This is a genomic window from Pseudoduganella sp. R-32 (assembly GCF_049913245.1).
GTDB lineage: Bacteria > Pseudomonadota > Gammaproteobacteria > Burkholderiales > Burkholderiaceae_D > Rugamonas.
The window spans coordinates 6,466,595-6,489,144 of sequence record NZ_CP183987.1; the positions used below are offsets into that span (position 1 = coordinate 6,466,595).

Here is a 22,550-nt window from a genome sequence, read left to right on the forward strand (position 1 = left end):
CCTGCTTCAACCCGACTGATTATCGCATCGAACGGCGCACGATGTAGCTGCCGATATCGAAGCGCCTGGTGATATGGCGGTAATGGAAGGTGAAGCCAGGCCAGATCACCAGATTGCGACCGCGCGAATCGAGGTACCAGCTCTTGCAGCCCGTATGCCATACGGTGCCCTTGAGCTTTTGCTGCAGCCGGCGGTTGTAGGCGCCCTGCACCTCCGGCTTCACCTCGACCGAGTGCAGGCTATCGCGCAGCACGCGCCGCACGCCATCCACGGCGTAGCGCACGCCGGATTCGATCATGTAGAGCATTGAATTGTGGCCCAGCAGGGTATTCGGCCCGGTGATCATGAAGAAGTTCGGAAACCCTGCCACAGTGGCGCCTTTGTAAGCGCCTGCGCCATCCTCCAGCGCCTGGCCGAAACTGCGGCCGCCGCGCCCGCGCAGTTCGATCGGGCCGTAGGCATGTTCGACGTCGAAACCGGTGGCGTAGATGATCACATCGACCGGGCGCTCCTCACCGCTGCCGGTGACGATGCTGTGCTCACGCACTTCGCGGATGCCGTCTTTCAGCACGGCGACGTTGGGCTGCGCCAGCGCGGGATAGTAATCGTTGGTCAGCAGCACGCGCTTGCAGCCCAGCGTGTACTCCGGCGCCAGCTTGGCGCGCAGCTGCGGATCGGCAACCTGCTGCTTCAGGTGGCGCATGGCCTGCCATTGCATGAGCTTGGCCAGCGCGGGCAGGAAAATGAATAGCACGACACGCGATTCGAACTGCACATAGTGCTTGGCGCGGAACAGCAGCTGCAGCGGGCGCACGCGATCGAGCAGCCATCGCTCGACGCGGGTGACGGCACGGTCGGGGCGCGGCAGCACCCAGTGTGCCGTACGCTGGAAGTGGTCCAGCTGCCGCACCAGCGGCTGTATCTCCGGCACGAACTGCACCGCGCTGGCGCCGCTGCCGATCACGGCCACGCGCTTGCCGCGCAAGTCGATGCTGTGGTCCCATTGCGCGGAATGGAAGGCCTGGCCGCGGAAACGCTCGATGCCTGGAAAGTGCGGCACGCTTGGGCGTCCCAGCAGGCCGATGGCGAAGATCACCGTGCGGGCGGTCATGTCGCCTTTGCTGGTGGCGATGCGCCAAGTGCCCGTGGCCTCATCGAACTGCGCCGAACGCAGCGCAGTGCCGAGGCGCAGGTGCCGCTCCAGGTCGAATTCGCGCACGACGCGCAAGGTGTATTCGAGCAGTTCGTCCTGGCGCGGGAACAGGCGGCTCCAGTGCGCGTTCTGCGCAAAGGAAAACGAGTACAGGTGGCTGGGAATATCGCAGGCTGCGCCGGGATAGGTGTTGACGCGCCAGGTGCCGCCGAACACTTCATCCTTTTCCAGCATGACGAAGTTGTCGATGCCTGCTTCCTTCAGCTTGATTGCGCTGCATATGCCGCCAAAGCCGCTGCCCACGATCACAACGTCATAGTCCATTGCCGCCCCCCTGGATGGTTTGGCAGACTATAATTTTGCATTAATAACAAGTCAATACGGAGGCGGGGATGTTCTTCTTTTACGCGTTAGGCGGCGCGGTGCTGGCGCTGGCGGCGGCGGACCGGCTGCTGCCAGGACCCGTGGCGCGGGCCTCGCTGGCACTGGAGCGCAAGCGTTCCGGTCTCACGCTGCGGCGTGCTTCCCTGCCCTACCTCGACAGCCGCGCCGGCACGGAAGTACTGCTGCTGGTGCACGGCTTTGCCGGCGACAAGGACAACTTCACCCGCATCGCGCGCTTCCTCGCTCCCCACTACCGCGTCATCATTCCCGACCTGCCGGGCTTCGGCGATGCGCGCCGCGATCCCGGCGCGAGGCACGACATGGCAACGCAAGTCGAGAATCTTCGCGCCTTCATGGCCGAACTGGGCGTGCAGCGCTTCCACATGGGCGGTAATTCGATGGGCGGCTTTATCGCCGCCGAATACGCGGCGCGCTACCCTGAGCAGGTGGCGAGCCTCTGGCTGCTGGCGCCCGCCGGTACGGAAGCTGCGTACGACAACCCCACTTTCCGAACTTATCTGGCCAGTGGCGCAATGCCGCTGCTGGTGTCCGGCCCGCGCGACTTCGACACGCTGATGGCGAGCTGCATGGCCAAACCGCCGTTCTTCCCCTACTCGCTGAAGCACATGCTGGCGCGACGTGCTGTGGCGGATTACGGGCTGCACTGCGCCATCATGCGCGAACTGGTCGACTCGCCGACGTTGCGCGGCACAATTGAAACGCCTGCTCTGATCGTGTGGGGCACCGAAGACCGCATCCTCAGCCCCGAAGGCGCCGCCGCAACAAAGGCACTAATGCCGAACGCCCGGCTGACCATGATGGCGGGCGTCGGTCACCTGCCGATGCTGGAAGCGACGCGCCGTGCGGCGTACGATTTCCTTGAATTCCAGCGTGAATTGGCAACTAGGCGGGACGACCAGTCAGCGCAAAAGCGCGGGTGCGCTTGAGGAACTCGTTGAACTGGGAGGCGTGCTCGGGGAAGAGTTCCTGGCCTTCGGTGAAGATGGCCTCGGCCTCGTCAAGGTGACCCAGTTTGAGCAAGCATTCCCCCTTGGCGAAGAAGGCTGCCATGCCTTCTGGATTGAGGTAGATCGATTCGTCCAGGTCGCGCAAGGCTTGCTGGTGCAGGCCCAATTCCATGAAGGCGAAGGCCCGCTTGCCCAGCGCGTCGGTGTAGGCGGGATACAGTTCGATTGCCTTGCCATATTCGTTGATGGCGTCGATGCGGCGGCCTTCGGCGGCGTGCATTCCGGCGCGTTCGAAATGCTCGGTGGCAGTGCGCATGATCGTGTCGACATCCTGCCCGGTCAGGCGGACATAGAGTTCGAAGTCCATATACTTCAGGCCTTGCAATTCGCGCGCTGTGGCGGGCTGGTTGCCGGCCAGCTCCCATCCTTCCGCCAGTGAAGCCGCGGCGCGCGGCGCATGCGCCATGCGCACGGCGGCTTGTGCCAGCGATGCCAGCGCAGGCTTGCCGATACTCGTTTCGTAAGTCAGGCAGTGGGCGGTGGCGCCGTCGACAGCGAACACCTTGAGCGAGCTCCAGCCCTGGCCATCCGGCAGCGGCTGGACGAGCACATCTCCCGCCTTCACGGCGAGCTGGGAGTGGGGATGGAAATTTCCCGCCGCCCTGGCGCGCGAGGCGCCAAGGGAAGCGAGGAAGGCAGTGATGGTTTTAAGCATGCACAGGAGTGTACATGCTTTTTTAACAGGTTTACTGCTTGGCGTAGGATGCCAGGCGGGCGTCGATGGAAGGCTGCAGGTCTGCCGGAGAGCTGATGTTCATGCCCAGGTCGTTCAGCAGGCCGTCCTTCAGGCCATACACAAAGCCGTGCACGGTCAGTTCCTGGCCGCGGTCCCAGGCGTCCTGCACGATGGTTGTGGAGCAGACGTTCGCCACCTGTTCCACCACGTTCAGTTCGCACAGGCGCTCGCTCTGCTTGTTGACATCGTTCAGCGCGGTGCCCAGGTAGCGTTCGTGCTTAGTGGCGACGTCTTGCACATGGCGCAGCCAGTTGTCGACCAGGCCCACGCGGCCGCCGGTCAGGGCGGTGTGCACGCCCTTGCAGCCGTAGTGGCCCACGATGATCACGTGCTTGACCTTCAGCACTTCGATCGAGAACTGCAGCACCGACAGGGAATTCAGGTCCGAGTGCACCACCACGTTGGCGATATTACGGTGTACGAACACTTTGCCTGGGGGCAGGCCAAGCAGTTCGTTTGCCGGTACGCGCGAATCGGAGCAACCGATCCACAGGTATTCCGGTCCCACCATCGACAGGTCGCGGAAGTAGTCCGGGTCCTTGGCCAATTTGGCCTCGGCCCATTTGCGGTTGTTTTCCAGCAGGTGCTTCAGTACGTCGTCGCTCATGTCTCTCACTCGAAGAAGTCTTTGACCTTGTCCATGAAGGACTTGGTCTGTGGGCTATGCTTCGCACCACCCTCGGTGGTGGAACGCTCGAATTCGCGCAGCAGTTCCTTCTGCTTGTCGGTCAGCTTGACCGGGGTCTCAACGGCGACATGGCAGAACAGGTCGCCCGGATAACCGGAGCGCACGCCCTTGATGCCCTTGCCCTTGAGGCGGAAGGTCTTGCCGGACTGGGTGCCGTCCGGAATGGTGAACGATACTTTACCATCGAGCGTCGGCACTTCGATTTCGCCGCCCAGCGCCGCCTTGGCGAAGCTGATCGGCATTTCGCAATGCAGGTCGTCGCCTTCGCGCTGGAACACCGGGTGCGGCTTGATGTGGATTTCCACATACAGGTCGCCCGGCGGCCCGCCGTTGGTGCCCGGCTCGCCGTTGCCGGTGGAGCGGATGCGCATGCCGTTGTCGATACCGACCGGGATCTTCACTTCCAGCGTCTTGTTGCGCTTGATGCGGCCCGCGCCGGAGCACGATGGGCATGGTTCAGGAATGATCTTGCCGGTGCCGTGGCACTTCGGGCAGGTCTGCTGGATGCTGAAGAAGCCCTGCTGCATGCGCACCTGGCCGTGGCCGCCGCAAGTGGAGCAGGTGACCGGCTGGGTGCCCGGCTTGGCGCCGGAACCGTGGCAGGTGTCGCACTTGTCCCAGCTCGGCACGCGGATGGTGGTGTCGAAACCGTGGGCGGCCTGCTCCAGGGTGATTTCCAGGTTGTAGCGCAGGTCGGCGCCGCGGTAAACCTGCGGGCCGGACTGGCGGCTGCGGCCACCGCCGAAAATATCGCCAAAGATGTCGCCGAAGGCGTCGCCAAAGCCGCCGAAGCCGCCGCCGCCGCCCGCACCCATGTTCGGGTCAACGCCGGCGTGACCGTAACGGTCATACGCTTCGCGCTTTTCAGGGTTGGTCAGCATCTCGTAGGCCTCTTTGACCTCCTTGAACTTCTCTTCGGCCTCTTTGTTATCCGGATTGCGGTCCGGATGGTATTTCATCGCGAGTTTGCGATAGGCCTTCTTGATTTCGTCTTCGGACGAGTTCTTAGCGACCCCGAGGATCTCGTAAAAATCACGCTTTGCCATGGTGTACCAATTTATGCGAAAAAGCCGAGCGAGCCCCTGTTGGATGCTCGGCTCGGCAGGTCATAGAGTTGACCGGATTTGAAGCTTACTTGCTGTCTTTGACTTCCTTGAAGTCAGCGTCGACCACGTCGTCCTGGGCTGGCTTGGATTCAGCCTGTGCACCGGCACCAGCGCCTTCGGCACCGGCTGCGCCTTGCTGCGCCTGCATGTCAGCGTACATTTTCTCGCCCAGCTTCTGCGAAGCTTCGGACAGCGCTGCCACCTTGGCGTCGATCGCTGCCTTGTCGCCATCCTTGATGGTGGCTTCCAGGGCGGTGATCGCAGCTTCGATCTTCTCTTTCTCGCCGGCTTCCAGCTTGTCGCCGTACTCGGTCAGGGACTTCTTGGTCGAGTGCACCAGCGCGTCGGCCTGGTTGCGGGACTCGGCCAGTTCCTTCAGCTTCTTGTCTTCTTCCGCGTTCAGTTCCGCGTCCTTCACCATCTTCTGGATTTCCTCTTCGGACAGGCCGGAGTTCGCCTTGATGGTGATCTTGTTTTCCTTGCCGGTGGCCTTGTCTTTCGCGCCCACGTGCAGGATGCCGTTGGCGTCGATGTCGAAGGTCACTTCGATCTGCGGGGTGCCGCGTGCTGCCGGCGGGATGCCTTCCAGGTTGAATTCGCCCAGGCCCTTGTTGCCCGCTGCGATTTCACGTTCGCCCTGGTACACCTTGATGGTCACGGCCGGCTGGTTGTCGTCGGCGGTGGAGAACACTTGCGAGAACTTGGTAGGAATCGTGGTGTTCTTGTGGATCATCTTGGTCATCACGCCGCCCAGGGTTTCGATACCCAGGGACAGCGGGGTCACGTCCAGCAGCAGCAGGTCCTTGCGGTCGCCCGACAGGACTGCACCCTGGATCGCGGCGCCAACAGCCACGGCTTCGTCAGGGTTCACGTCCTTGCGTGGATCCTTGCCGAAGAACTCTTTCACTTTTTCCTGCACCTTAGGCATACGGGTCATGCCGCCGACCAGGATGATGTCGTCGATGTCGGACACTTTCACGCCGGCGTCCTTGATCGCGGTGCGGCAAGGCTCGATGGTGGCGGTGATCAGCTCCTCAACCAGGGACTCCAGCTTGGCGCGGGTCATCTTCAGGTTCAGGTGGACTGGGGCACCGTTCGCCATGGCGATGTAAGGCTCGTTGATTTCGGTCTGCTGCGAGGACGACAGTTCGATCTTCGCGCGCTCGGCCGATGCCTTGATACGCTGCAGGGCGATTGGATCCTTCTTCAGGTCCAGGCCGTTGATCTTCTTGAACTCTTCGATGATGTAGTCGATCACGCGCTGGTCGAAGTCTTCGCCGCCCAGGAAGGTGTCGCCGTTGGTCGACAGCACTTCGAACTGCTTCTCGCCGTCCACGTCGGCGATTTCGATGATCGAGATGTCGAAGGTACCGCCACCCAGGTCATACACGGCGATCTTGCGGTCGCCCTTGTCGGTCTTGTCCAGGCCGAAAGCCAGTGCGGCTGCGGTAGGTTCGTTGATGATACGCTTGACGTCCAGGCCGGCGATACGGCCGGCGTCCTTGGTTGCCTGGCGCTGCGAGTCGTTGAAGTAGGCAGGCACGGTGATGACCGCTTCGGTCACTTCTTCGCCCAGGTAGTCTTCAGCGGTCTTCTTCATCTTGCGCAGCACTTCTGCGGAAATCTGAGGAGGAGCCAGTTTCTTGTCGCGCACGCCGATCCAGGCGTCGCCGTTGTCGGCCTTGGTGATTTCGTAAGGCATCAGGGAGATGTCCTTCTGGACTTCCTTCTCCTGGAACTTACGGCCGATCAGGCGCTTCACCGCGAACAGGGTGTTTTTTGGGTTGGTGACGGCCTGGCGCTTGGCAGGTGCGCCAACCAGGATTTCGCCGTCGTCTTGGTAGGCGATGATCGAAGGGGTGGTACGCGCGCCTTCTGCATTCTCGATGACCTTCGGCGAGCCATTTTCCATGATGGCGACGCAGGAATTGGTGGTGCCCAGGTCAATACCGATGATTTTGCCCATGATTTGTTCTTCCTTGTGTACTAAGTTTGATTACTTCTTATATGTGGAATTTGTGTTTCTTTTCAAGTGCTTACTTTGGCTGGGCAGCCGTCACGATGGCGGGGCGCAGCAAACGGTCCGCAATCATGTAACCCTTTTGCAGCACGGCGACAACGGTGTTCGCTTCCTGCTCGGCAGGCACCATGGCGACGGCCTGGTGCTTGTTCGGGTCCAGCTTGTCGCCAGCTGCAGGCATCACTTCGATCAGGCGGTTGCGCTCAAAGGCGGAATTCAGCTGCTTCAGGGTCATTTCGACGCCTTCTTTCAGCGATTCCAGGGTCGGATTTTCGACCTTGAGCGCCATTTCCAGGCTGTCTTTCACCGGCACTATGGCTTCGGCGAAGCTTTCAACAGCAAATTTGTGGGCCTTGGCAACGTCTTCCTGGGCGCGGCGGCGAATGTTTTCGCCTTCGGCCTTGGCACGCATGAAGGCATCATGCATTTCGGCCAGTTTCGCCTCGGTCGCGGACAGCTGCGCTTCCAGGTCGGACATCGCAGGGGCTTCAACTGGAGTCGTTTGCTCTTCTGCCTGTTCCACTTCCGGGTTCTGGCTTGGCTGGTTTTCCTGGTCTTGCATCTAAAAGACTCCTACAAAATCGTGTTTATCTGACATCTAATGCTTGTTGCACGTGCAAAAAATGGGGCTTGCCCCTATCTTTTCAAGGGGTATTCTGCGCCCCAGTGCAAAGGCCCGGCGCACGCCGGTGGGACTGTTGTTGTAACAGTAGAGTTACAAATTTTACAAAGCTCGCAGATACGTAAACCGAGGGTTTTGACTAAGATGAATCCATGCGGTGCCTGGACACCGCGTCCCCTCGGAGCGCATCATGAAGTTGCCATTCATTACAGCGTCGATCATCGCGTGGAGCTTCCTTGCTACAGCGGTGATCGTCTTCAGCGAACTCTTCCCCTAACCAGTTATTTTAGCAGGTTAGCACTCACCACCCGCAAGTGCTAACAACTGGCTAGCGGCGCAGCTTGCGCATGGACGACATGGTCGGCCAGCCGATCATGTGTTGCTCGGCAACCTCAGTCAGGGCAGCGATCCATGCGGGGTGGCTGTTCAGGCAAGGGATATAGTTGAACTCCTTGCCGCCATTGGACAGGAAGTCGTGGCGCACTTCCATTGCAATTTCTTCCAGGGTTTCCAGGCAGTCGCTGGTAAAGCCTGGACAAATTACATCCAGCTTGCGCACCCCGTCTTTTGCCAATTGCGCCACAGTCGGCGCGGTGTAAGGCTGCAGCCATTCGGCCTTGCCGAAGCGGGACTGAAAGGTGACCAGGTACTGGTTTTCGTTCAGGCGCAGCTTGTCGGCCAGCAGGCGGGCGGTTTCCATGCATTCGCGCTGGTAGGTGTCGCCCAGGTCGATGGTGCGTTTTGGCACGCCGTGGAAGCTCATGATGAGCTTTTCGCCGCGGCCATTGGTTTCCCAATGCGCCAGCACGGTCTTTTTCAGCGCATCGATATAGCCGTCGTGGTCGTGGTAGTCGCGCACGAACCGTAGCTCGGGAATATTGCGCACCTTCTTATAGTGGTCGAACACGGCGTCGCTGACCGAGGCAGTGGTGGTGCCGGAGTATTGCGGGTAGGCCGGCAGGATCAGGATGCGGTCGTGGCCGTCGGCTTTCAGCTTGCCCAGCACCTCAGGCAGGGATGGCGAGCCGTAGCGCATGGCCATCGCCACTGTCACGTCATTGTGGCCGCGCTCGCCGAGCAGGCCGCGCAGCAGCTTGGCTTGTGCTTGCGTGTGGTATTTCAGCGGCGAGCCGTCGCTGGTCCAGATCGAGGCATATTTTTCGGCTGACTGCCTGGAGCGGAAAGGCAGGATGATGCCGTTCAGGATGAACCACCAGACCGCCTTCGGGATTTCAACGACACGCGGGTCGGAAAGGAATTCCTTCAGATAGCGGCGCACCGCGCCAGGTGTCGGTTCGTCGGGAGTACCGAGGTTGACCAGTACCACGGCGGTCCTGGACACGGTGCCTTGTGCGAGTTGGGGTTCTTTGGCGAACGGCATCTTGGGTACTTTTTGTTATTCGTGGGCGCGCCATTATAAACCCGGTAACTCTGGGCCCATGAATAAGCAAGCTGTCTACAGCAGTCTGAAACTTTCCCCCAAGCGTCTAAAGGAGTCTACAAGTCAATGACTTATTCCTGAGGCGCCATCCAGACCAGGTTCCACAAATGGCCATCGAGATCCTCGAAGCCCTGGTCGTACATGAAGCCATGGTCCTCGGGCGGATGTGGTATGCGAGCACCTGCGGCAAGGGCTTTGGCAATCAGGCTGTCGTCTTCTTCCCGGTTCTCGCAATTTAGGCAAATCACCACCTCGTTGGCTTCTTTGGCATGCACAACGGGCTTGTTGATGAGCGACTTGAAGAACGCTTCTGTCGTCAGCATGACATCAATCGCGCCCTCGACGATGGTAATAAAGGCCGCGTTCTCGTTGCTGAATTGTGGCTTGAGACTGAAACCGAGGGCGAAAAAGAAGGCCCTGGATTTGTCCAGGTCCTTGACTGGCAAGTTAAAGATGACCGATTTGTTCATAGCGCCTCCAAGAAAATTTGGATGAGGTAAAAGGTGATACCTCTCTACGACGAATGACGGCAAGTGAATTCGACAAGGGTGATTCAGAGTCCCGCATGGATTGTCAGCAGTCCGAGCCCGGATGTCGCCGCACGCTTGACGCGATCTACGAATAAGGGGTACAGGTCATACTCAACCGTGCTACAGCCTTCCCAATGCATCATTTCCGTCCACAGGCACTCCACCTCAATCGGTGAAAGGTAGCCAGCAAATGAAAGGTCGTCGTACCCTGGCCAAATCGGCGATTCGGACGGAAACCAAGTCCCAGGAATGACTCGCTGAAAAAGGAACAGCGACTCAAAAAGTTCCTGGAGTTGCGCGGACGTGCCTTTACTGCGGCGCGAGTATTCGTAGTGCTTCGTCTCCGCATTCCAGTTAACTTCGAAGGCTGCTTCGAGGAAACTGTACTGGTTCTTCGTTCCCGCGACCTGAATTTTCACGGAGCCGCCGTCTGTGCTCGCGAAATAACTTCCTGTATACGGATCGTCACCAATTAAATTGACTGACGCAGACTGTTTGATCGCAACTTCAAGCAGATATGAGATGGAATCCGGAGCTTGGCAATACTCCCGACAATCGGCAGTCTCGTGGAGCTTGGCGCGACAGTACGGCGGATGCAGGGGTGTGTCGAACAGACGTAAGTACTTGGCGGGCGCAAAGTAATGATCTTCGAGCAAATCCCCATACATATCGCCGGCAGGCACGTAACGCGCGTAAAACTCAGCCGGCGTCGCTGTATTGGATAGAAGGGACAACCAGCTGGGAATTACCTCCTCCCACAGCAGTTTCCAATTCACGGGTACTACGCAGCTGTAGGAGGACATGTCGTATTTAAGAAGCCAGCAGCTCGCGGGCGTGCTTGCGCGTGGTAGCGGTGATTTCGAGGCCGCCCAGCATGCGCGCCACTTCCTCGATGCGCGCCTTCTGGTCGAGCACTTCGATGCGCGAGGCTGTGCGGCCATTGTCCGACGTTCCCTTGGCGACCTGGAAGTGCTGATTGCCCTGGCTCGCGACTTGCGGCAAGTGCGTCACGCACAACACTTGGCGTTCCTGGCCGAGGCGCTTGAGCAAGCGGCCCACGACTTCGGCCACGCCGCCGCCGATGCCGCTATCGACCTCATCGAAGATCAGGGTCGGCACCGTCGTCGCGTGCGAGGTGATGACCGAGATCGCCAGCGAGATACGCGCCAACTCGCCACCCGATGCCACCTTGGCCAGCGGACGCGGCGCCACGCCGGCATGACCGGCGACCAGGAACTCCACCTGTTCAACACCGTACGCCGTCGGCTCGCATGGGCGCAGTGCAATCTCGAAGCGGCCACCGGACATGCTCAGTTCCTGCATGCCTTGCGTAACGGCTGCGCCCAGCGCCTGCGCGGCTGCCGCGCGCGTTGCCGACAACTCTGCGGCTAACGCGAGATAGGACGCTTTCAGCTTTTCTTCCTGCTTGCGCAAGCCTTCCAGGTCGGCCGCATCGGCCAGTTGCGCCAGCTTTTCCGACAAGCGTTCGTGTTCGTCCGGCAAGTCATCGGCCTGCACGCGGAACTTGCGCGAGGCCGAATGCAGCGCTTCCATGCGCGCGTCGACCTGGCGCAGACGCTCCGGGTCGAGTTCCACGCGGTCCATGTAGTTGCTCAAGGCGTAGACCGACTCTTGCAACTGGATGCGCGCGGACTCCAGCATTTCCACCACGGGCTGCAACTCCGCATCAACCGATACCAGCTTGCCGAGACGTGTGCCGATGGCCGTGACTTGCGACAGCACCGGGTTCTCGTCCGATTCGGACAGCACGCCAAGCGCTTCCTGCGCGCCTTCCAGCAAACTGGCCGCGTGCGACAGGCGCGAATGCTCATTGCCGATTTCCGTCCACTCGCCCTTCTTCGGTGCCAGCTTGTCCAGCTCCGTCACCTGCCATTCCAGGCGTTCACGCTCGAACTGCAGGTTGGCCGCATTGGCCTCGTATTCTTCCAGCTGTTTCGACAAAGCGCGCCAGGCACGGTAAGCCGCCGTGACGTCGCGCACATTGGCGCCGCACTGGTTATCCAGCAGCTCGCGCTGCGAATCGGTTTTCAACAGCGACTGGTGGGCGTGCTGGCCGTGGATGTCCACCAGCATGTCGCCCAATTCGCGCAGCTGGCCCGCCGTCGCGGCCACGCCGTTGATGAAGGCTTTCGAGCGGCCGGCATTGTCGATCACGCGGCGCAGCAACGCCCCGCCCTCTTCCACCGCAAACTCGTTCGCTGCCAGCCAGGCCTGCGCCTGCTCGGTCAGCGCAAAATCGGCGGTGATGTCGGCCTTGGCCGCGCCTTCGCGCACCATGCTGCCATCGCCCCGGCCACCCAGCGCCAGCGTCAGTGCATCAATCAGGATGGATTTACCGGCACCGGTTTCGCCGGTGAAGACTGTGAAGCCAGGGGAAAATTCCAGTTCAATCGAATCGACAATAACGAAATCGCGGATGGACAGGGTTCGAAGCATCAGATTTTGCCGTCAGTAGATGGGTATTCGTTCCAGTGCAGCTTTTCGCGCAGGGTGTTGTAGTAGCTCCAGCCTTCCGGATGCAGGAAGGTGATGGTGTGCGGCGACAGGCGGATGTGGATCTGGTCGCCGTTGGCCAGGCTGGCGAAGGTCTGCATGTCGAAGTTCACGGTGATGTCCTTGCCGCGCTTGATCTCGATCACGATCTCACTGGAATCGGGCAGCACGATCGGGCGGTTGGACAGCGCGTGCGGTGCGATCGGCACCATCACGATGCCGCCCAGTGTCGGATGCAGCAGGGGGCCGCCCGCCGACAGCGCATAGGCGGTGGAGCCGGTCGGCGTGGAAATGATCAGGCCGTCCGAGCGCTGGTTGTACATGAACTGGTTGTCGACGTCGACGCTCAGCTCCACCATGCCCGCGCCGGCACCGCGCGACACCACCACGTCGTTGACGGCGGTGCCGAAGAAGATCGCCTTCCCTTCGCGCATGACACGGCCTTCGAGCAAGGTGCGGCGCTCGGCCTTGTGGGTCCCGCCGAGGATGCGGCCCAGCACCGGCAGCATGTCTTCCTGGCGGATGTCGGTCATGAAGCCGAGGCGGCCCTGGTTGATGCCGATCAGCGGGGTGTCGTAGGAGGCGAGCTGGCGTGCGATGCCCAGCATGGTGCCGTCGCCGCCCATCACCACCACGGCATCGGCGCGCTCGCCAATGCCCTGCACGCTCATCGAGGGGATGTCCGAAATGGCGAGGTGCTCTGCCGTGTCCGACTCCAGCACCACGCTGTAACCGCCCTGCTTCAGGAAGTCCAGCACATCCCGCACCGGCTCTTCGATGCCGGTGGTATTGGGGCGGACAACCAGGGCAATCGTGTTGTACATCGGATGCGTAACGGACATATCAATCTCGGTCAAAATATGGGGGTGGCAACACGCAGCAGAGTAACCCATAATGCTTGCTCATGCCATGCATTGCGACGCTGGCCGATACGCTAATAAATACTGTATGTTTGCACAGTATATAACAAGGGAGACTGGAATGGCAAAAGCATTGGGCATCGGCGGGATTTTCTTCAAATCCAAAGACCCGCAAGCGCTGATGGCCTGGTACCAGGCCTGCCTTGGCTTGCCGGATGAGGCCAAGGAGTATGCCTCCTTCGCGCCGGCCACCATGCCAGCAAATGGCGCTACCGTATTCAGCCCTTTCAAGAGCACCACTTCCTACTTCGCCCCGTCCAAGCGCGAGTTCATGATCAATTTCATCGTGGATGACCTGGATGGCGCGCTGAAACAGGTGGCCGATGGCGGCGGCACGCTGGTGGGCGATGTCCAGTCTTTCGACTACGGCCGCTTTGGCTGGTTCATCGATCCGGACGGGAATAAGGTCGAATTGTGGCAGCCGACTGCTGCGGAGTGAGGAACTGACCGCGCCAGGCGCAAACTTTCGTGACTTCGATGCTGGCCGCAGCCCGCGTGCTGATCCACCTCAAATGCAGGCCAGCAGCGCCTTTCCAGGCGGCAAGGTTGAGGTAAAATTCAAGCTATTGCGAGATTTGCTCCTTTTTTGCCGCGCCATGGATTCCGTATCAGAAGCTCAATTTGAACTTGACCAAATGCGCCTCCAGGCCAAGCGGCAGTTGCTTGGGACGGTGGTATTGGGTGTCATGGCGGGCCTGCTGGCGTTTGTCGGCCAGAGTGCGCTGGGTCAGGCCCGGCCGCTGCTGGAAGGTTCTTTCGGATCTTGGCAATCGTTCTACACTTTCGTGCTATGGGCACTGGCGATTGCCTGGGTGGTGGCGCTGGCCCAGCAAGCCATCCACTTCCAGAACATCAGCGAACGCTTCGAATCGCAGCGCCGCCTCGACACGGTCTACGCCGAGCGCGCCGCCAAGGCGCAGGCCGCCGAAGAAGACCGCCAGCGCCAGCGTGCCGAGACGGAAGCCCGCCAGGCCGCCGAACGCACGCGCCGCCAGAACAAAAACGCCCGCAGCACCAAATTCGATTTCTGGCAGGAATAACGAGACGTGACCGACAACCTATACGCGTCGCCCCGTTCGGACTTGAGCGCTGGAGATCAGCACAAGCGTCCTATCCCTGTGTACCTGATCGCGGCCTTGTGCACGTTCCAGGTTGCTGCCTTGATTTACCTGGTATCCAGCGGCTGGCGACAAATCGATTTGGCCATTTCAGCCGGGGCCTTGTCCCCGGTTGCGTTCCTGGCGAAATTCCTCTTCCCATTGTTCCATTTCATCTCTGGCATGCTGCTCTTCTTCATGAGGAAAGCCGGCGCCTATGCGTTCGGGGCTTACCTCGCATGGAGTGCCATCAGGCTGTTCACCGATGCGCACACCCCAACGACGCTGGCGGATTTCACGCTAACCGTCGTGATTACTGTCTATAGCGCCTGGCTGTATCGCCGTGGGTCGCTCAAATAAAGAAACAAAGCCCGCCATTGTCATGTTGCCCGGCATGGACGGAACGGGCGAGCTTTTCGCGCCATTCATCGCAGCACTCGGCGGGGAATTCGAAATGCGCGTGGTGCGGTATCCGGGCGACCATTGCGGCGGGTACGAAGAGCTGGAGGCATTCGCCCGGGCGGCGATTCCACTAGACCGACCGTATGTTCTTCTGGGCGAGTCGTTTTCGGGGCCGATTGCAATCTCCATTGCGGCATCGGCGCCGGGCCGGTTGCAAGGATTGGCGTTGTGCTGCACTTTTGCGCGCAACCCGAGGCCACGGTTGGGAGTGTTGAAGGCGCTACTCAACGTTATCCCGCTGAAAGCGCTGCCGGCAAGGTGGCTGGCAGGTGCGCAGATGCGGGCGCCGCTCAAAGCGGCATTGGAACTTGTGAGCTCCGCTGCGCTTCGGGCGCGCATGCGCGCGGTGCTGGCGGTCGATGTCAGCGACCGGCTGGCGGCCTGTGATGCACCTATCCTTTATTTGCGCGCGACGCGCGACCGGCTGGTGCCGCGAACTGCGGCGGAACTGGTCGCAAAAATAAAGCCGTCAACCAAGGTGGTCGAACTCGACGCGCCGCACTTTCTGCTGCAAACGGAGCCCGCGCAGGCCGCGCGCGAAATCGCGGCCTTCGTCCGGCTTAATGTGCAGAGATAATCCCCAGCGCCATCACGCCCAGAACGGCAATCGCCAGCGATATGCCGTGCAAGACGCCAAGCAGTGCCCAGCGCCAGAACGTGCCCCACTTGCCCTTTTGATAGACGCGCTGCATGGCCCACGGCAGGTAGCCAGCTACCCAGCAGAACGCTACAAACTTCAGGAAGCCATCGGGTAGGAAGATGAACACGCCGAGCATCACGAAGGCAAACGCATTGGTGTGCAGCGCGAACAGCATGTGCTCACCGTACTTCTTGCCGGTGCCGAGATAGAGCACCTTCATCCATAGCGCAAAAATTGGCATCAGCAGGAAGATCGCATACGGCGCGTATTTGTAGAACCCAGCCTGCATCACCGCGCTCTTCTGGTGGTCGTCCATCTTCTCGAAGCGGTCGACGGCGTGATAGATGGCAGGGTACTTTTGCTGCAGCGCCAGTTCCAGCTTGTCGTTCACGATCGGCGGATGATCTTCCTGGTTCGCCTTTACTTCGGCAATCGCGCGTTCGGCCTGCTGCTTGACGGCCGGCGGCGTCGGACGCGGATCGACTGTCGCCACATCGGCATCGCTGAACTTCAGCACAGCGAAAAAGATGATGCTGAGCGAGAGGTAGAGCCGCAGCGGCTCGACATAACGCTTGCGGCGGCCCGCCAGGTACTCGGCGGTCAGCAGCCCCGGGCGAAACAGCAGGCGCGAGATCGTGCCCCACAGGCGCCCCTCCAGCGCAACGTAATGGCCGATGAACTCGTGCATGAATTCACTGAAGCTTGGTGGATGCAGGTGGGTCTCCTGCCCGCACATATGGCAGAAATTCCCGGAAGTGGTGGCGCCGCAGTTGCGGCAAGTATTGTCGGTGGCGATATCCATATTGCAATGCTACCGGCGGAATTGCTTCTGTTCAAGCTGGCGACCACCGCCGCTGGCCTTCGCTACCATGAAGCGAGGAGGACGACACCATGGAACCGAACAGCAAGGACCGCAAGGTCAATACGCAGGCGCCCGTGGACAGCAGCGGCGGCAAGCGCCTGCCGCACGAGCGCGACGAATCGCCTCAGGGCGAAACGCAGCAGAAGACCCGCAGCGTGATCCGCCAGGCGGCCGAGGATATCGAGCAGGGCCTGGTCGACACGGACCTGCACGGCAAGCCGGGCCTGCAAAAGCCGCAGGCAGGCAACGAATCGAAAGCCCATCCCCTGCCCGGCACCAAGCGCGATTGAGGCCCACCATGCGAACCGCCATCCTTTCCCTCGCCGCCTGCATCGCCGCCAGCGCCGCCCTGGCGCAAACTTACCCCGCCGGCTGGGGGCCCAACCCAAGCCTGCCGGAGCCAAACAAGAAGCTGATCCCAACCATCAATGTCGCGCCAGTCGAGCGCTGGAAGGATGACGACAAGCCGGTGGCCGCCTCGGGCTTCAGCGTCAGCGCCTATGCACGAGAGCTCGAACATCCGCGCTGGCTGTACGTGCTGCCCAACGGCGACGTGCTGGTCGCCGAGACGGCCGCCCCGCCCAAGCCGGAAGACAGCAAGGGCATCAAGGGTGCGATCATGAAGCACGAGATGAAGAAGGCCGGCTCGGTCACGCCATCGGCCAACCGCATTACCCTGCTGCGCGATATCGACGAACGCGGCATGGCCAAGACGCGCGCCACCTTCATCAAGGACCTCAACTCGCCCTTCGGCATGGTACTGGTCGATAAGGACCTGTACGTCGCCAACACCGATGCAGTGGTGCGCTTCCCCTACGCCGAGGGTGCGACCTCGATCAGCGCCGCCGGCATCAAGGTGCTCGACCTGCCGGCCGGCCCGCTCAACCACCACTGGACCAAGAACATCACTGCCAGCCCCGACGGCCGCTTCCTGTACGTCACCGTCGGGTCGAACAGCAACGTCGCCGAGAACGGCATGGACAAGGAAGAAGGCCGCGCCGCCATCTGGGAATATGAGCGCGCCACGGGCAAATCGCGCCTGTTCGCAACCGGGCTGCGCAACGCCAACGGCATGGCATGGGAGCCCAGGACCAAGGCGCTGTGGACCGTGGTAAACGAGCGCGATGAACTGGGCGAGGACCTGGTGCCGGACTACCTGACGTCGGTGAAGGACGGCGCGTTCTACGGCTGGCCCTACAGCTATTACGGCCAGCGCGTCGACACGCGCGTCAAGGAGCCGCGCCCGGACCTGGTGGCGAAAGCAATCATGCCGGACTACGCGCTTGGCGGGCACACGGCCTCCCTCGGCCTCGCTTTCTACGATGCGAAACTGTTCCCCGCCAGCTGGCAGGGCGGCGCCTTCATCGGCCAGCACGGCTCCTGGAACCGCAGGCAATTCAGCGGCTACAAGGTGGCTTTCGTGCCGTTCGCGGAGGGGCGTCCTTCCGGGCCGCCGGTGGACTTCCTGTCCGGCTTCCTGACGCGCGACGGCAAGGCCAAGGGCCGCCCGGTGGGCGTGGCGGTGGACAAGGCGGGCGCCTTGCTGGTGGCGGACGACGTGGGCAACGTGGTGTGGCGTGTGACGCCGGCGGCGCGCTGATACAATAAACCCATGCGTATCCTACACACGATGCTGCGGGTTGGTGACCTGCAGCGCTCCATCGACTTCTACACCAAGGTGCTGGGCATGAAACTCTTGCGCACCAGCGACAATCCCGAATACAAGTACACGCTGGCCTTCCTCGGCTACGGGCATAACCCGGAGCATGCGGAACTGGAGCTCACGTACAACTACGGCGTCGAAAAATACGATATGGGCAATGCCTATGGCCATATCGCGATCTCCGCAACCGACATCGTGTCGGCCTGCGAGGCCGTGCGCGCCAACGGCGGCAACGTCACGCGCGAGCCGGGCCCGGTCAAGGGCGGCACGACCGTGATCGCCTTCGTCACCGACCCGGATGGCTACAAGATTGAACTGATCGAGCGCAGCTTCGACGGCCAGGGCGCCGGCCTGCGCTGAAGGGAACGGGCCGCGGCGCCTTGACTGGCGCCGCAACCGTTCAAAGGCTTAGTGCTGCAGCAGGGCGTTGATCGGCTCCAGGTCTTCTTCCTTGAGCGAGCCGGCCGCCGACTTCAGGCGCAGGCCATTCATGATGGTGTCGTAGCGCGCCTTCGACAGGTCCTTCTGCGTGGTGTACAGCTGGCGCTGCGCATTCAGCACGTCGATATTGATGCGCACGCCCACCTGGTAACCCAGCTTGTTCGATTCCAGCGCGGACTTGGACGACACTTCCGCCGCCTCCAGCGCCTTGACCTGGGCCAGGCCGCTGTTCACGCCGAGGAAGGCCTGGCGCGCGGTCTGCGCAGCCTGGCGGCGCGATGCCTCCAGGTCGTTGCGGGCCTTGTCTTCCAGGGCGATCGATTCACGCACCTTGCTGGTCACGGCGAAGCCGTTGAAGATCGGGATGTTCCAGGTCACGCCGATGGCGTTGTTGTTGGCCAGCGATGCGCCGGTGACCGAATTGCGGGACTTCTGCGCCACGAGGTCCAGGGTCGGCATATGGCCCGCCCGCTGCTTGCTGATCTCACGCTTGGCGATTTCCACATTCAGCTTGGCGCCGGTCACGCCGTAGTTCTGCTCTTCGGCAGCCCCCACCCAAGGCTCCAGCGTTGCCGGCTGCGGGCTGGCGATCGTGACGCCGGTGCGCAGCGGCGCCAGAGCACCTGGCGCCTGGCCGATGATCTGCTGCAGCGCGGTGCGTTTCACCTCCAGGTCGTTCTGGGCGGCGAACTCCTGCGCCACCACCAGGTCGTACGCGGCCTGCGCCTCGTGCGTGTCGGTGATGGTCTGGGTGCCCACCTCGAAGTTGCGCTTGGCCGATGCCAGCTGTTCGGTGGTGGCGGCCTTCTGCGCCTGGGTCGCGGTCAGGTTGTCCTGCGCGGTCAGCACGTCGAAGTAGGCCTGCGACACGCGCAGGATCACGTCCTGCTGCGCTTGTGCAAACACCGCTTCCGCGGCGGCGGCCGACAGCTTGCTCTGCTGGTAGTTTTCCCAGTTGGCCCAGCGGAACAGGGGCTGGGTCAGTTGCAGCTGCATCGTGTGGCTGTAGTTTTCCGTGTCGCCCGAGAGGCCTTTGATACGGTCAGTCTGGTCACCGTCGTTTTTCATGGCGGTGCCGCTAAGGCCTATGGTTGGAAGCAATTGCGAACGTCCCTGCACCGTGCGTTCCTGGCCAGCCGCCAGTGCGGCGCGGGCGCTGGCGTAAGTGGCGTCATTCGACAGCGCCTGTTTGTACACCTGGACCAGGTCGGCCGCCTGTGCATTCAGCGAGAACAGGGCGCTGGATACCAGCACGGCGAGGAGGGGTTTCTGCATTTGCATCTCCGTTGGAGTCGTCAAAAAGGATTAGTTTTCGTGCCTAGTACTGCGGCATTGAGCTGTCTACCTGCACAGCCCAGGCGTGGATCCCGCCTGTCAGATTGCTTACCTTGCTGAAACCGTGATGCTCGAGGAAGGCTGCCACCTTGAGGCTGCGCGCCCCGTGGTGGCAGATGCAGACAATCTCTGCATCCTCGTCGAGATCGTCGATGCGGGCCGGGATGGTCTGCATCGGCATCAGGGTCGAGCCTGCGATATGGCAGGTCTCGAACTCCCAGTTCTCGCGCACGTCCAGCAGGAAAGGCTGGGCGCGGCTCTCGTCATTGAGCCAGCCTGCCAGTTCCGGTGCGGTCAAGTGCTGCATTGGCGTTCCTTAGAAAGTGAACGCCGAAGGTTTCACCGCCAGGTCCAGCGGCTTGACATCGGTCTCAAACAGTTTGACGGTGTCGTAGCCGTGGTCGCCGGTGCGGGTGATGCGGTGCGCGGACATCACGGGCGAATCGCCGATGATGGCCACGATGCGGCCGCCCACCTTCACTTGCTGCAGCACTGCTTCCGGCAGTACCGGCAGCGAGCCGGAGAACACGATCACGTCGAACGGCGCGCCGTTGGCCCAGCCCTGGGCGCCATTGCCCAGTTCCACGGTCACGTTGGCGATGCCGTTCGCCGCCAGGTTCTTTTCCGCCAGCGCCTTCAGTTCGGGCGCGATTTCGACGGCGGTCACGTGGCGGGCACGGTGCGCCAGCAGCGCGGCCAGGTAGCCGGTGCCCGCGCCAACCAGCAGCACGTTTTCATGTTTCTTGATTTGCGCGTCTTGCACGATGCGCGCTTCCAGCTTCGGGGTCAGCATCTGCTCGCCACCCGGCAGCGGAATGAAAGTGTCGACAAAAGCCAGGTTCTTGTAGGCTTCTGGCACGAAATTCTCGCGTTTTACGACCAGCAAGAGATCGAGGATGTCCGTATCCAGCACGTCCCAAGGACGGATTTGCTGTTCGATCATATTGAAACGGGCTTGTTCGATATTCATCTTTGTTGACTCGGTGAGGGATAAATAATCCGTCATTTTATCGTTTGTCTGGTCAGGTGGGCATATTAACGATTAAGACAACGGACCGCGGGAAATTGCGACAGTCTGCAGATTTGGGGGGGTGAACGACCAAATTCGGCAATTTAAGCTGGTTTTTGCGGGGCCAGGCCCTGCTGCACGAGGCCGAGGAAGGTGTCCATGAAAGCGTCGGCATCGATGCCCTCGTGGGTTTCGCAGGGGAAGAAGCTGTGCTTCCACATCATCAGCGTCAGCACCGGGGCGACCAGGACGTTGGTCATCATGACCGGGTCGAGCGGCCGGAATTCGCCGCGTGCCACGCCGCGTTCCAGGATGCGGGTCAGCAGCGCGCTGCCGCGCTCGATGACTTCTTCGTTATAGAACAGGGCCAGTTCGGGGAAATTGCCCGATTCGGCCATCATCAGCTTGGCCAGCCCGGCGGCCTTGGTGGCGCCGACCTTGGTCCACCAGGTGCGCAGCATCTGGCGCAGCAGCTCGTCGCTGGGCATGTCGCGGGCGGCGGCGGCATCGGTTTCGGCCTGGCCGATAGTCTGCACGATGGTCTCGCGCACCACGGCCTTGAACAGTTCCTGCTTGTTCTCGAAATATAGATAGAGCGTGCCCTTGGAGACGCCGGCGGCGCGCGCCACGTCTTCCAGGCGGGTGGCGGCAAAGCCGCGATCGACGAACAGCTCCAGCGCGGCGGCCAGCAATTCCTGCGGACGCGCGTCCTTGCGCCGTTCCCAGCGGGGCTTGGTATCAGTCGGGTCTTGCATACTTAAAGTTGCGTTTCAGTAACTTACTCATGAGTCAGTTATCTTAGTTCCCGCGCCCGCCGGCGTCAAGTTTCAGCGTTGGACGACGCATCCGCTTGCGCTGGCGTCACATCTACTTGCGTTGGCAATAAGTTGCTGCCCCGCGAGATCACACTTGAGTTTAGGCCCAACGAAAGGGATCGACCGAGTACGCTCCATTCTCGGTCATGAAGATGTTACTTTGTAGTCTGATGCGCCTCGACCATAAAAAGGATGGTTGTTGCCGTGAGGTTTAATGCATATCGAGCCAAGTATTCAGGAACGGCTATAGGTGCAGCACCTTGGCCGTGGCCGCCGTTTTTATTTCGTACGGTTGGGACGCCGCTTTCCAGAAGACCACGGATTGAAGTGAACTGTGAATCGAAGTAGGCTGGAAACAAACCATTGCTGAGACAGGTTGCGATCAAGTTCTTCGCGGTATCCGTTGGCTGAGTTGGCCACTTGCGCAAAATGCAAATTGTTTTCATAGTGCTTTCGAACGCTTTCAGCGCGTCCACAAGGCACTCTTTATAGCGTGCGTGTCGATAGTGTTCATGAGCTTTCAAGAACTCTTCGTTAGCCCCTTTAAAATTCTTATCCCTGAGAATCACCAGCGTTGGCTTAACAGCCTCAGCATGTAGGAATTGAGAGTCAACACGAATAATCTCGCCGGACTCGAATTGATACCCAACTCCGTGTTCCTTGAAACGAGCATTCAATTCTGAAATTGCATCACCCGGCGCGACCTTGCGCATCGTGTGATAATTATATGTTTGGTCTTCAGCTATGTGAAAGTGGATAAATTTGAAGCATAATTCCACCACATCAAGAGAGCGTTCAATCGATTCTTCCTGCAAAAAGAAATTGAAAACCGAATCTTGATCTGATCTTGGATTTTTTACGAGCTCGAACTGCCCGTACTCACGGCATAGTGTCTGTTTAACGAATTTATAGGCTTCCTCCACATGGTTCGAACCATAGCTATCGACTCCAAACGCGTCCCTCACGATGTGCACGATCTGAACACGCAACGGTTGTGGTAAGTCATCGTAGACATACACATCGGGAATTTCCCCCCTTGCACGCTTTTGTCGCTTTGAAAATAAATCGAAGACTCCCATTTTTT

Annotated in this window: 25 protein-coding genes; 8 read left to right on the plus strand and 17 right to left on the minus strand. The window is 60.6% G+C overall.

Translation table 11 applies throughout. The features are described 5' to 3' along the window. Positions 1-19: 19 nt before the first annotated feature. On the minus strand, positions 20-1,477 hold the full coding sequence (locus ACN9MU_RS29660; RefSeq protein WP_426319456.1) for a flavin-containing monooxygenase: 1,458 nt from the start codon (positions 1,475-1,477) through the stop codon (positions 20-22). Between the two features lie 68 nt (positions 1,478-1,545). Between ACN9MU_RS29660 and ACN9MU_RS29665 the strand changes: the two genes are divergently transcribed. Further along, positions 1,546-2,484, plus strand: coding sequence for an alpha/beta fold hydrolase (locus tag ACN9MU_RS29665; protein ID WP_426319457.1), 939 nt, complete (start codon positions 1,546-1,548; stop codon positions 2,482-2,484). Here ACN9MU_RS29665 and ACN9MU_RS29670 read toward each other — a convergent pair. The 10 genes from ACN9MU_RS29670 to ACN9MU_RS29715 all read right to left on the minus strand — a co-directional run bounded on the left by ACN9MU_RS29670 (position 2,441) and on the right by ACN9MU_RS29715 (position 13,064). After that, entirely contained in the window at positions 2,441-3,220 is a 780-nt protein-coding gene (locus ACN9MU_RS29670; protein ID WP_426165518.1) for a tetratricopeptide repeat protein, read from the minus strand. The genes ACN9MU_RS29665 and ACN9MU_RS29670 overlap by 44 nt on opposite strands. 31 nt (positions 3,221-3,251) lie before the next feature. Next, positions 3,252-3,908, minus strand: coding sequence for a carbonic anhydrase (locus ACN9MU_RS29675; RefSeq protein ID WP_426165520.1), 657 nt, complete (start codon positions 3,906-3,908; stop codon positions 3,252-3,254). Between the two features lie 5 nt (positions 3,909-3,913). Continuing rightward, positions 3,914-5,035 (minus strand): molecular chaperone DnaJ, encoded by a 1,122-nt coding sequence (dnaJ, locus tag ACN9MU_RS29680; protein WP_426319458.1) that lies wholly within the window; start codon positions 5,033-5,035, stop codon positions 3,914-3,916. Between the two features lie 85 nt (positions 5,036-5,120). Beyond that, positions 5,121-7,061: a molecular chaperone DnaK gene (gene dnaK, locus ACN9MU_RS29685; protein WP_426336526.1), complete on the minus strand. Its 1,941-nt coding sequence runs from the start codon at positions 7,059-7,061 to the stop codon at positions 5,121-5,123. Positions 7,062-7,131: 70 nt separating this feature from the next. Then, positions 7,132-7,677 (minus strand): nucleotide exchange factor GrpE, encoded by a 546-nt coding sequence (gene grpE, locus ACN9MU_RS29690; RefSeq protein ID WP_426343861.1) that lies wholly within the window; start codon positions 7,675-7,677, stop codon positions 7,132-7,134. A gap of 388 nt (positions 7,678-8,065) precedes the next feature. Further along, complete coding sequence (gene hemH, locus ACN9MU_RS29695) at positions 8,066-9,118, minus strand: ferrochelatase (RefSeq protein ID WP_426319460.1); 1,053 nt, start codon at positions 9,116-9,118, stop codon at positions 8,066-8,068. A gap of 131 nt (positions 9,119-9,249) precedes the next feature. Further along, the gene (locus ACN9MU_RS29700) at positions 9,250-9,648 is read right to left on the minus strand and encodes a VOC family protein (protein ID WP_426343862.1); all 399 of its coding nucleotides are present in this window, start codon (positions 9,646-9,648) and stop codon (positions 9,250-9,252) included. An 83-nt stretch (positions 9,649-9,731) separates the two neighbouring features. Then, positions 9,732-10,484, minus strand: coding sequence for a hypothetical protein (locus ACN9MU_RS29705; RefSeq protein WP_426319462.1), 753 nt, complete (start codon positions 10,482-10,484; stop codon positions 9,732-9,734). 34 nt (positions 10,485-10,518) lie between these two features. Next, on the minus strand, positions 10,519-12,165 hold the full coding sequence (gene recN / locus ACN9MU_RS29710) for a DNA repair protein RecN (RefSeq protein WP_426319463.1): 1,647 nt from the start codon (positions 12,163-12,165) through the stop codon (positions 10,519-10,521). Next, positions 12,165-13,064 carry an NAD kinase gene (locus ACN9MU_RS29715; RefSeq protein WP_426319464.1) on the minus strand — a complete coding sequence of 300 codons (900 nt, stop codon included), beginning with the start codon at positions 13,062-13,064 and terminating at the stop codon, positions 12,165-12,167. The genes recN and ACN9MU_RS29715 overlap by 1 nt, the downstream gene beginning before the upstream one ends. 139 nt (positions 13,065-13,203) lie before the next feature. On the opposite strand from ACN9MU_RS29715, the gene ACN9MU_RS29720 reads away from it, so the two are divergent. The 4 genes from ACN9MU_RS29720 to ACN9MU_RS29735 all read left to right on the plus strand — a co-directional run bounded on the left by ACN9MU_RS29720 (position 13,204) and on the right by ACN9MU_RS29735 (position 15,278). Then, complete coding sequence (locus ACN9MU_RS29720; RefSeq protein ID WP_426165538.1) at positions 13,204-13,581, plus strand: VOC family protein; 378 nt, start codon at positions 13,204-13,206, stop codon at positions 13,579-13,581. 196 nt (positions 13,582-13,777) lie between these two features. Beyond that, complete coding sequence (locus ACN9MU_RS29725; RefSeq protein WP_426165540.1) at positions 13,778-14,182, plus strand: hypothetical protein; 405 nt, start codon at positions 13,778-13,780, stop codon at positions 14,180-14,182. Positions 14,183-14,188: 6 nt separating this feature from the next. After that, positions 14,189-14,599 (plus strand): hypothetical protein, encoded by a 411-nt coding sequence (locus ACN9MU_RS29730; RefSeq protein ID WP_426319465.1) that lies wholly within the window; start codon positions 14,189-14,191, stop codon positions 14,597-14,599. Positions 14,600-14,621: 22 nt separating this feature from the next. Then, entirely contained in the window at positions 14,622-15,278 is a 657-nt protein-coding gene (locus ACN9MU_RS29735; protein ID WP_426323875.1) for an alpha/beta fold hydrolase, read from the plus strand. On the opposite strand, the gene ACN9MU_RS29740 is transcribed toward ACN9MU_RS29735, so the two are convergent. Continuing rightward, on the minus strand, positions 15,262-16,143 hold the full coding sequence (locus tag ACN9MU_RS29740; RefSeq protein ID WP_426319466.1) for a DUF3667 domain-containing protein: 882 nt from the start codon (positions 16,141-16,143) through the stop codon (positions 15,262-15,264). The two genes, ACN9MU_RS29735 and ACN9MU_RS29740, sit on opposite strands and share 17 nt — an antisense overlap. A gap of 89 nt (positions 16,144-16,232) precedes the next feature. On the opposite strand from ACN9MU_RS29740, the gene ACN9MU_RS29745 reads away from it, so the two are divergent. The 3 genes from ACN9MU_RS29745 to gloA are packed head-to-tail and all read left to right on the plus strand — an operon-like array spanning position 16,233 to position 18,226. Then, a complete protein-coding gene (locus tag ACN9MU_RS29745; protein ID WP_426319467.1) occupies positions 16,233-16,493 on the plus strand; it encodes a hypothetical protein in 261 nt (86 codons plus the stop codon). An 8-nt stretch (positions 16,494-16,501) separates the two neighbouring features. Further along, a complete protein-coding gene (locus ACN9MU_RS29750; protein ID WP_426319468.1) occupies positions 16,502-17,803 on the plus strand; it encodes a PQQ-dependent sugar dehydrogenase in 1,302 nt (433 codons plus the stop codon). Between the two features lie 12 nt (positions 17,804-17,815). Next, positions 17,816-18,226 carry a lactoylglutathione lyase gene (gene gloA / locus ACN9MU_RS29755; protein WP_082565302.1) on the plus strand — a complete coding sequence of 137 codons (411 nt, stop codon included), beginning with the start codon at positions 17,816-17,818 and terminating at the stop codon, positions 18,224-18,226. 48 nt (positions 18,227-18,274) lie between these two features. Here gloA and ACN9MU_RS29760 read toward each other — a convergent pair whose 3' ends face one another. From ACN9MU_RS29760 to ACN9MU_RS29780, 5 genes are all read right to left on the minus strand, one after another. Beyond that, positions 18,275-19,582 (minus strand): TolC family outer membrane protein, encoded by a 1,308-nt coding sequence (locus ACN9MU_RS29760; protein ID WP_426319469.1) that lies wholly within the window; start codon positions 19,580-19,582, stop codon positions 18,275-18,277. Positions 19,583-19,625: 43 nt separating this feature from the next. Further along, positions 19,626-19,949: a rhodanese-like domain-containing protein gene (locus ACN9MU_RS29765; protein WP_426319470.1), complete on the minus strand. Its 324-nt coding sequence runs from the start codon at positions 19,947-19,949 to the stop codon at positions 19,626-19,628. Positions 19,950-19,958: 9 nt separating this feature from the next. Beyond that, positions 19,959-20,612: a protein-L-isoaspartate O-methyltransferase family protein gene (locus ACN9MU_RS29770; protein ID WP_426319471.1), complete on the minus strand. Its 654-nt coding sequence runs from the start codon at positions 20,610-20,612 to the stop codon at positions 19,959-19,961. 143 nt (positions 20,613-20,755) lie between these two features. Beyond that, entirely contained in the window at positions 20,756-21,406 is a 651-nt protein-coding gene (locus ACN9MU_RS29775; RefSeq protein ID WP_426319472.1) for a TetR/AcrR family transcriptional regulator, read from the minus strand. 215 nt (positions 21,407-21,621) lie between these two features. Further along, a complete protein-coding gene (locus tag ACN9MU_RS29780; protein ID WP_426319473.1) occupies positions 21,622-22,545 on the minus strand; it encodes an STM4504/CBY_0614 family protein in 924 nt (307 codons plus the stop codon). Positions 22,546-22,550: the final 5 nt, after the last annotated feature.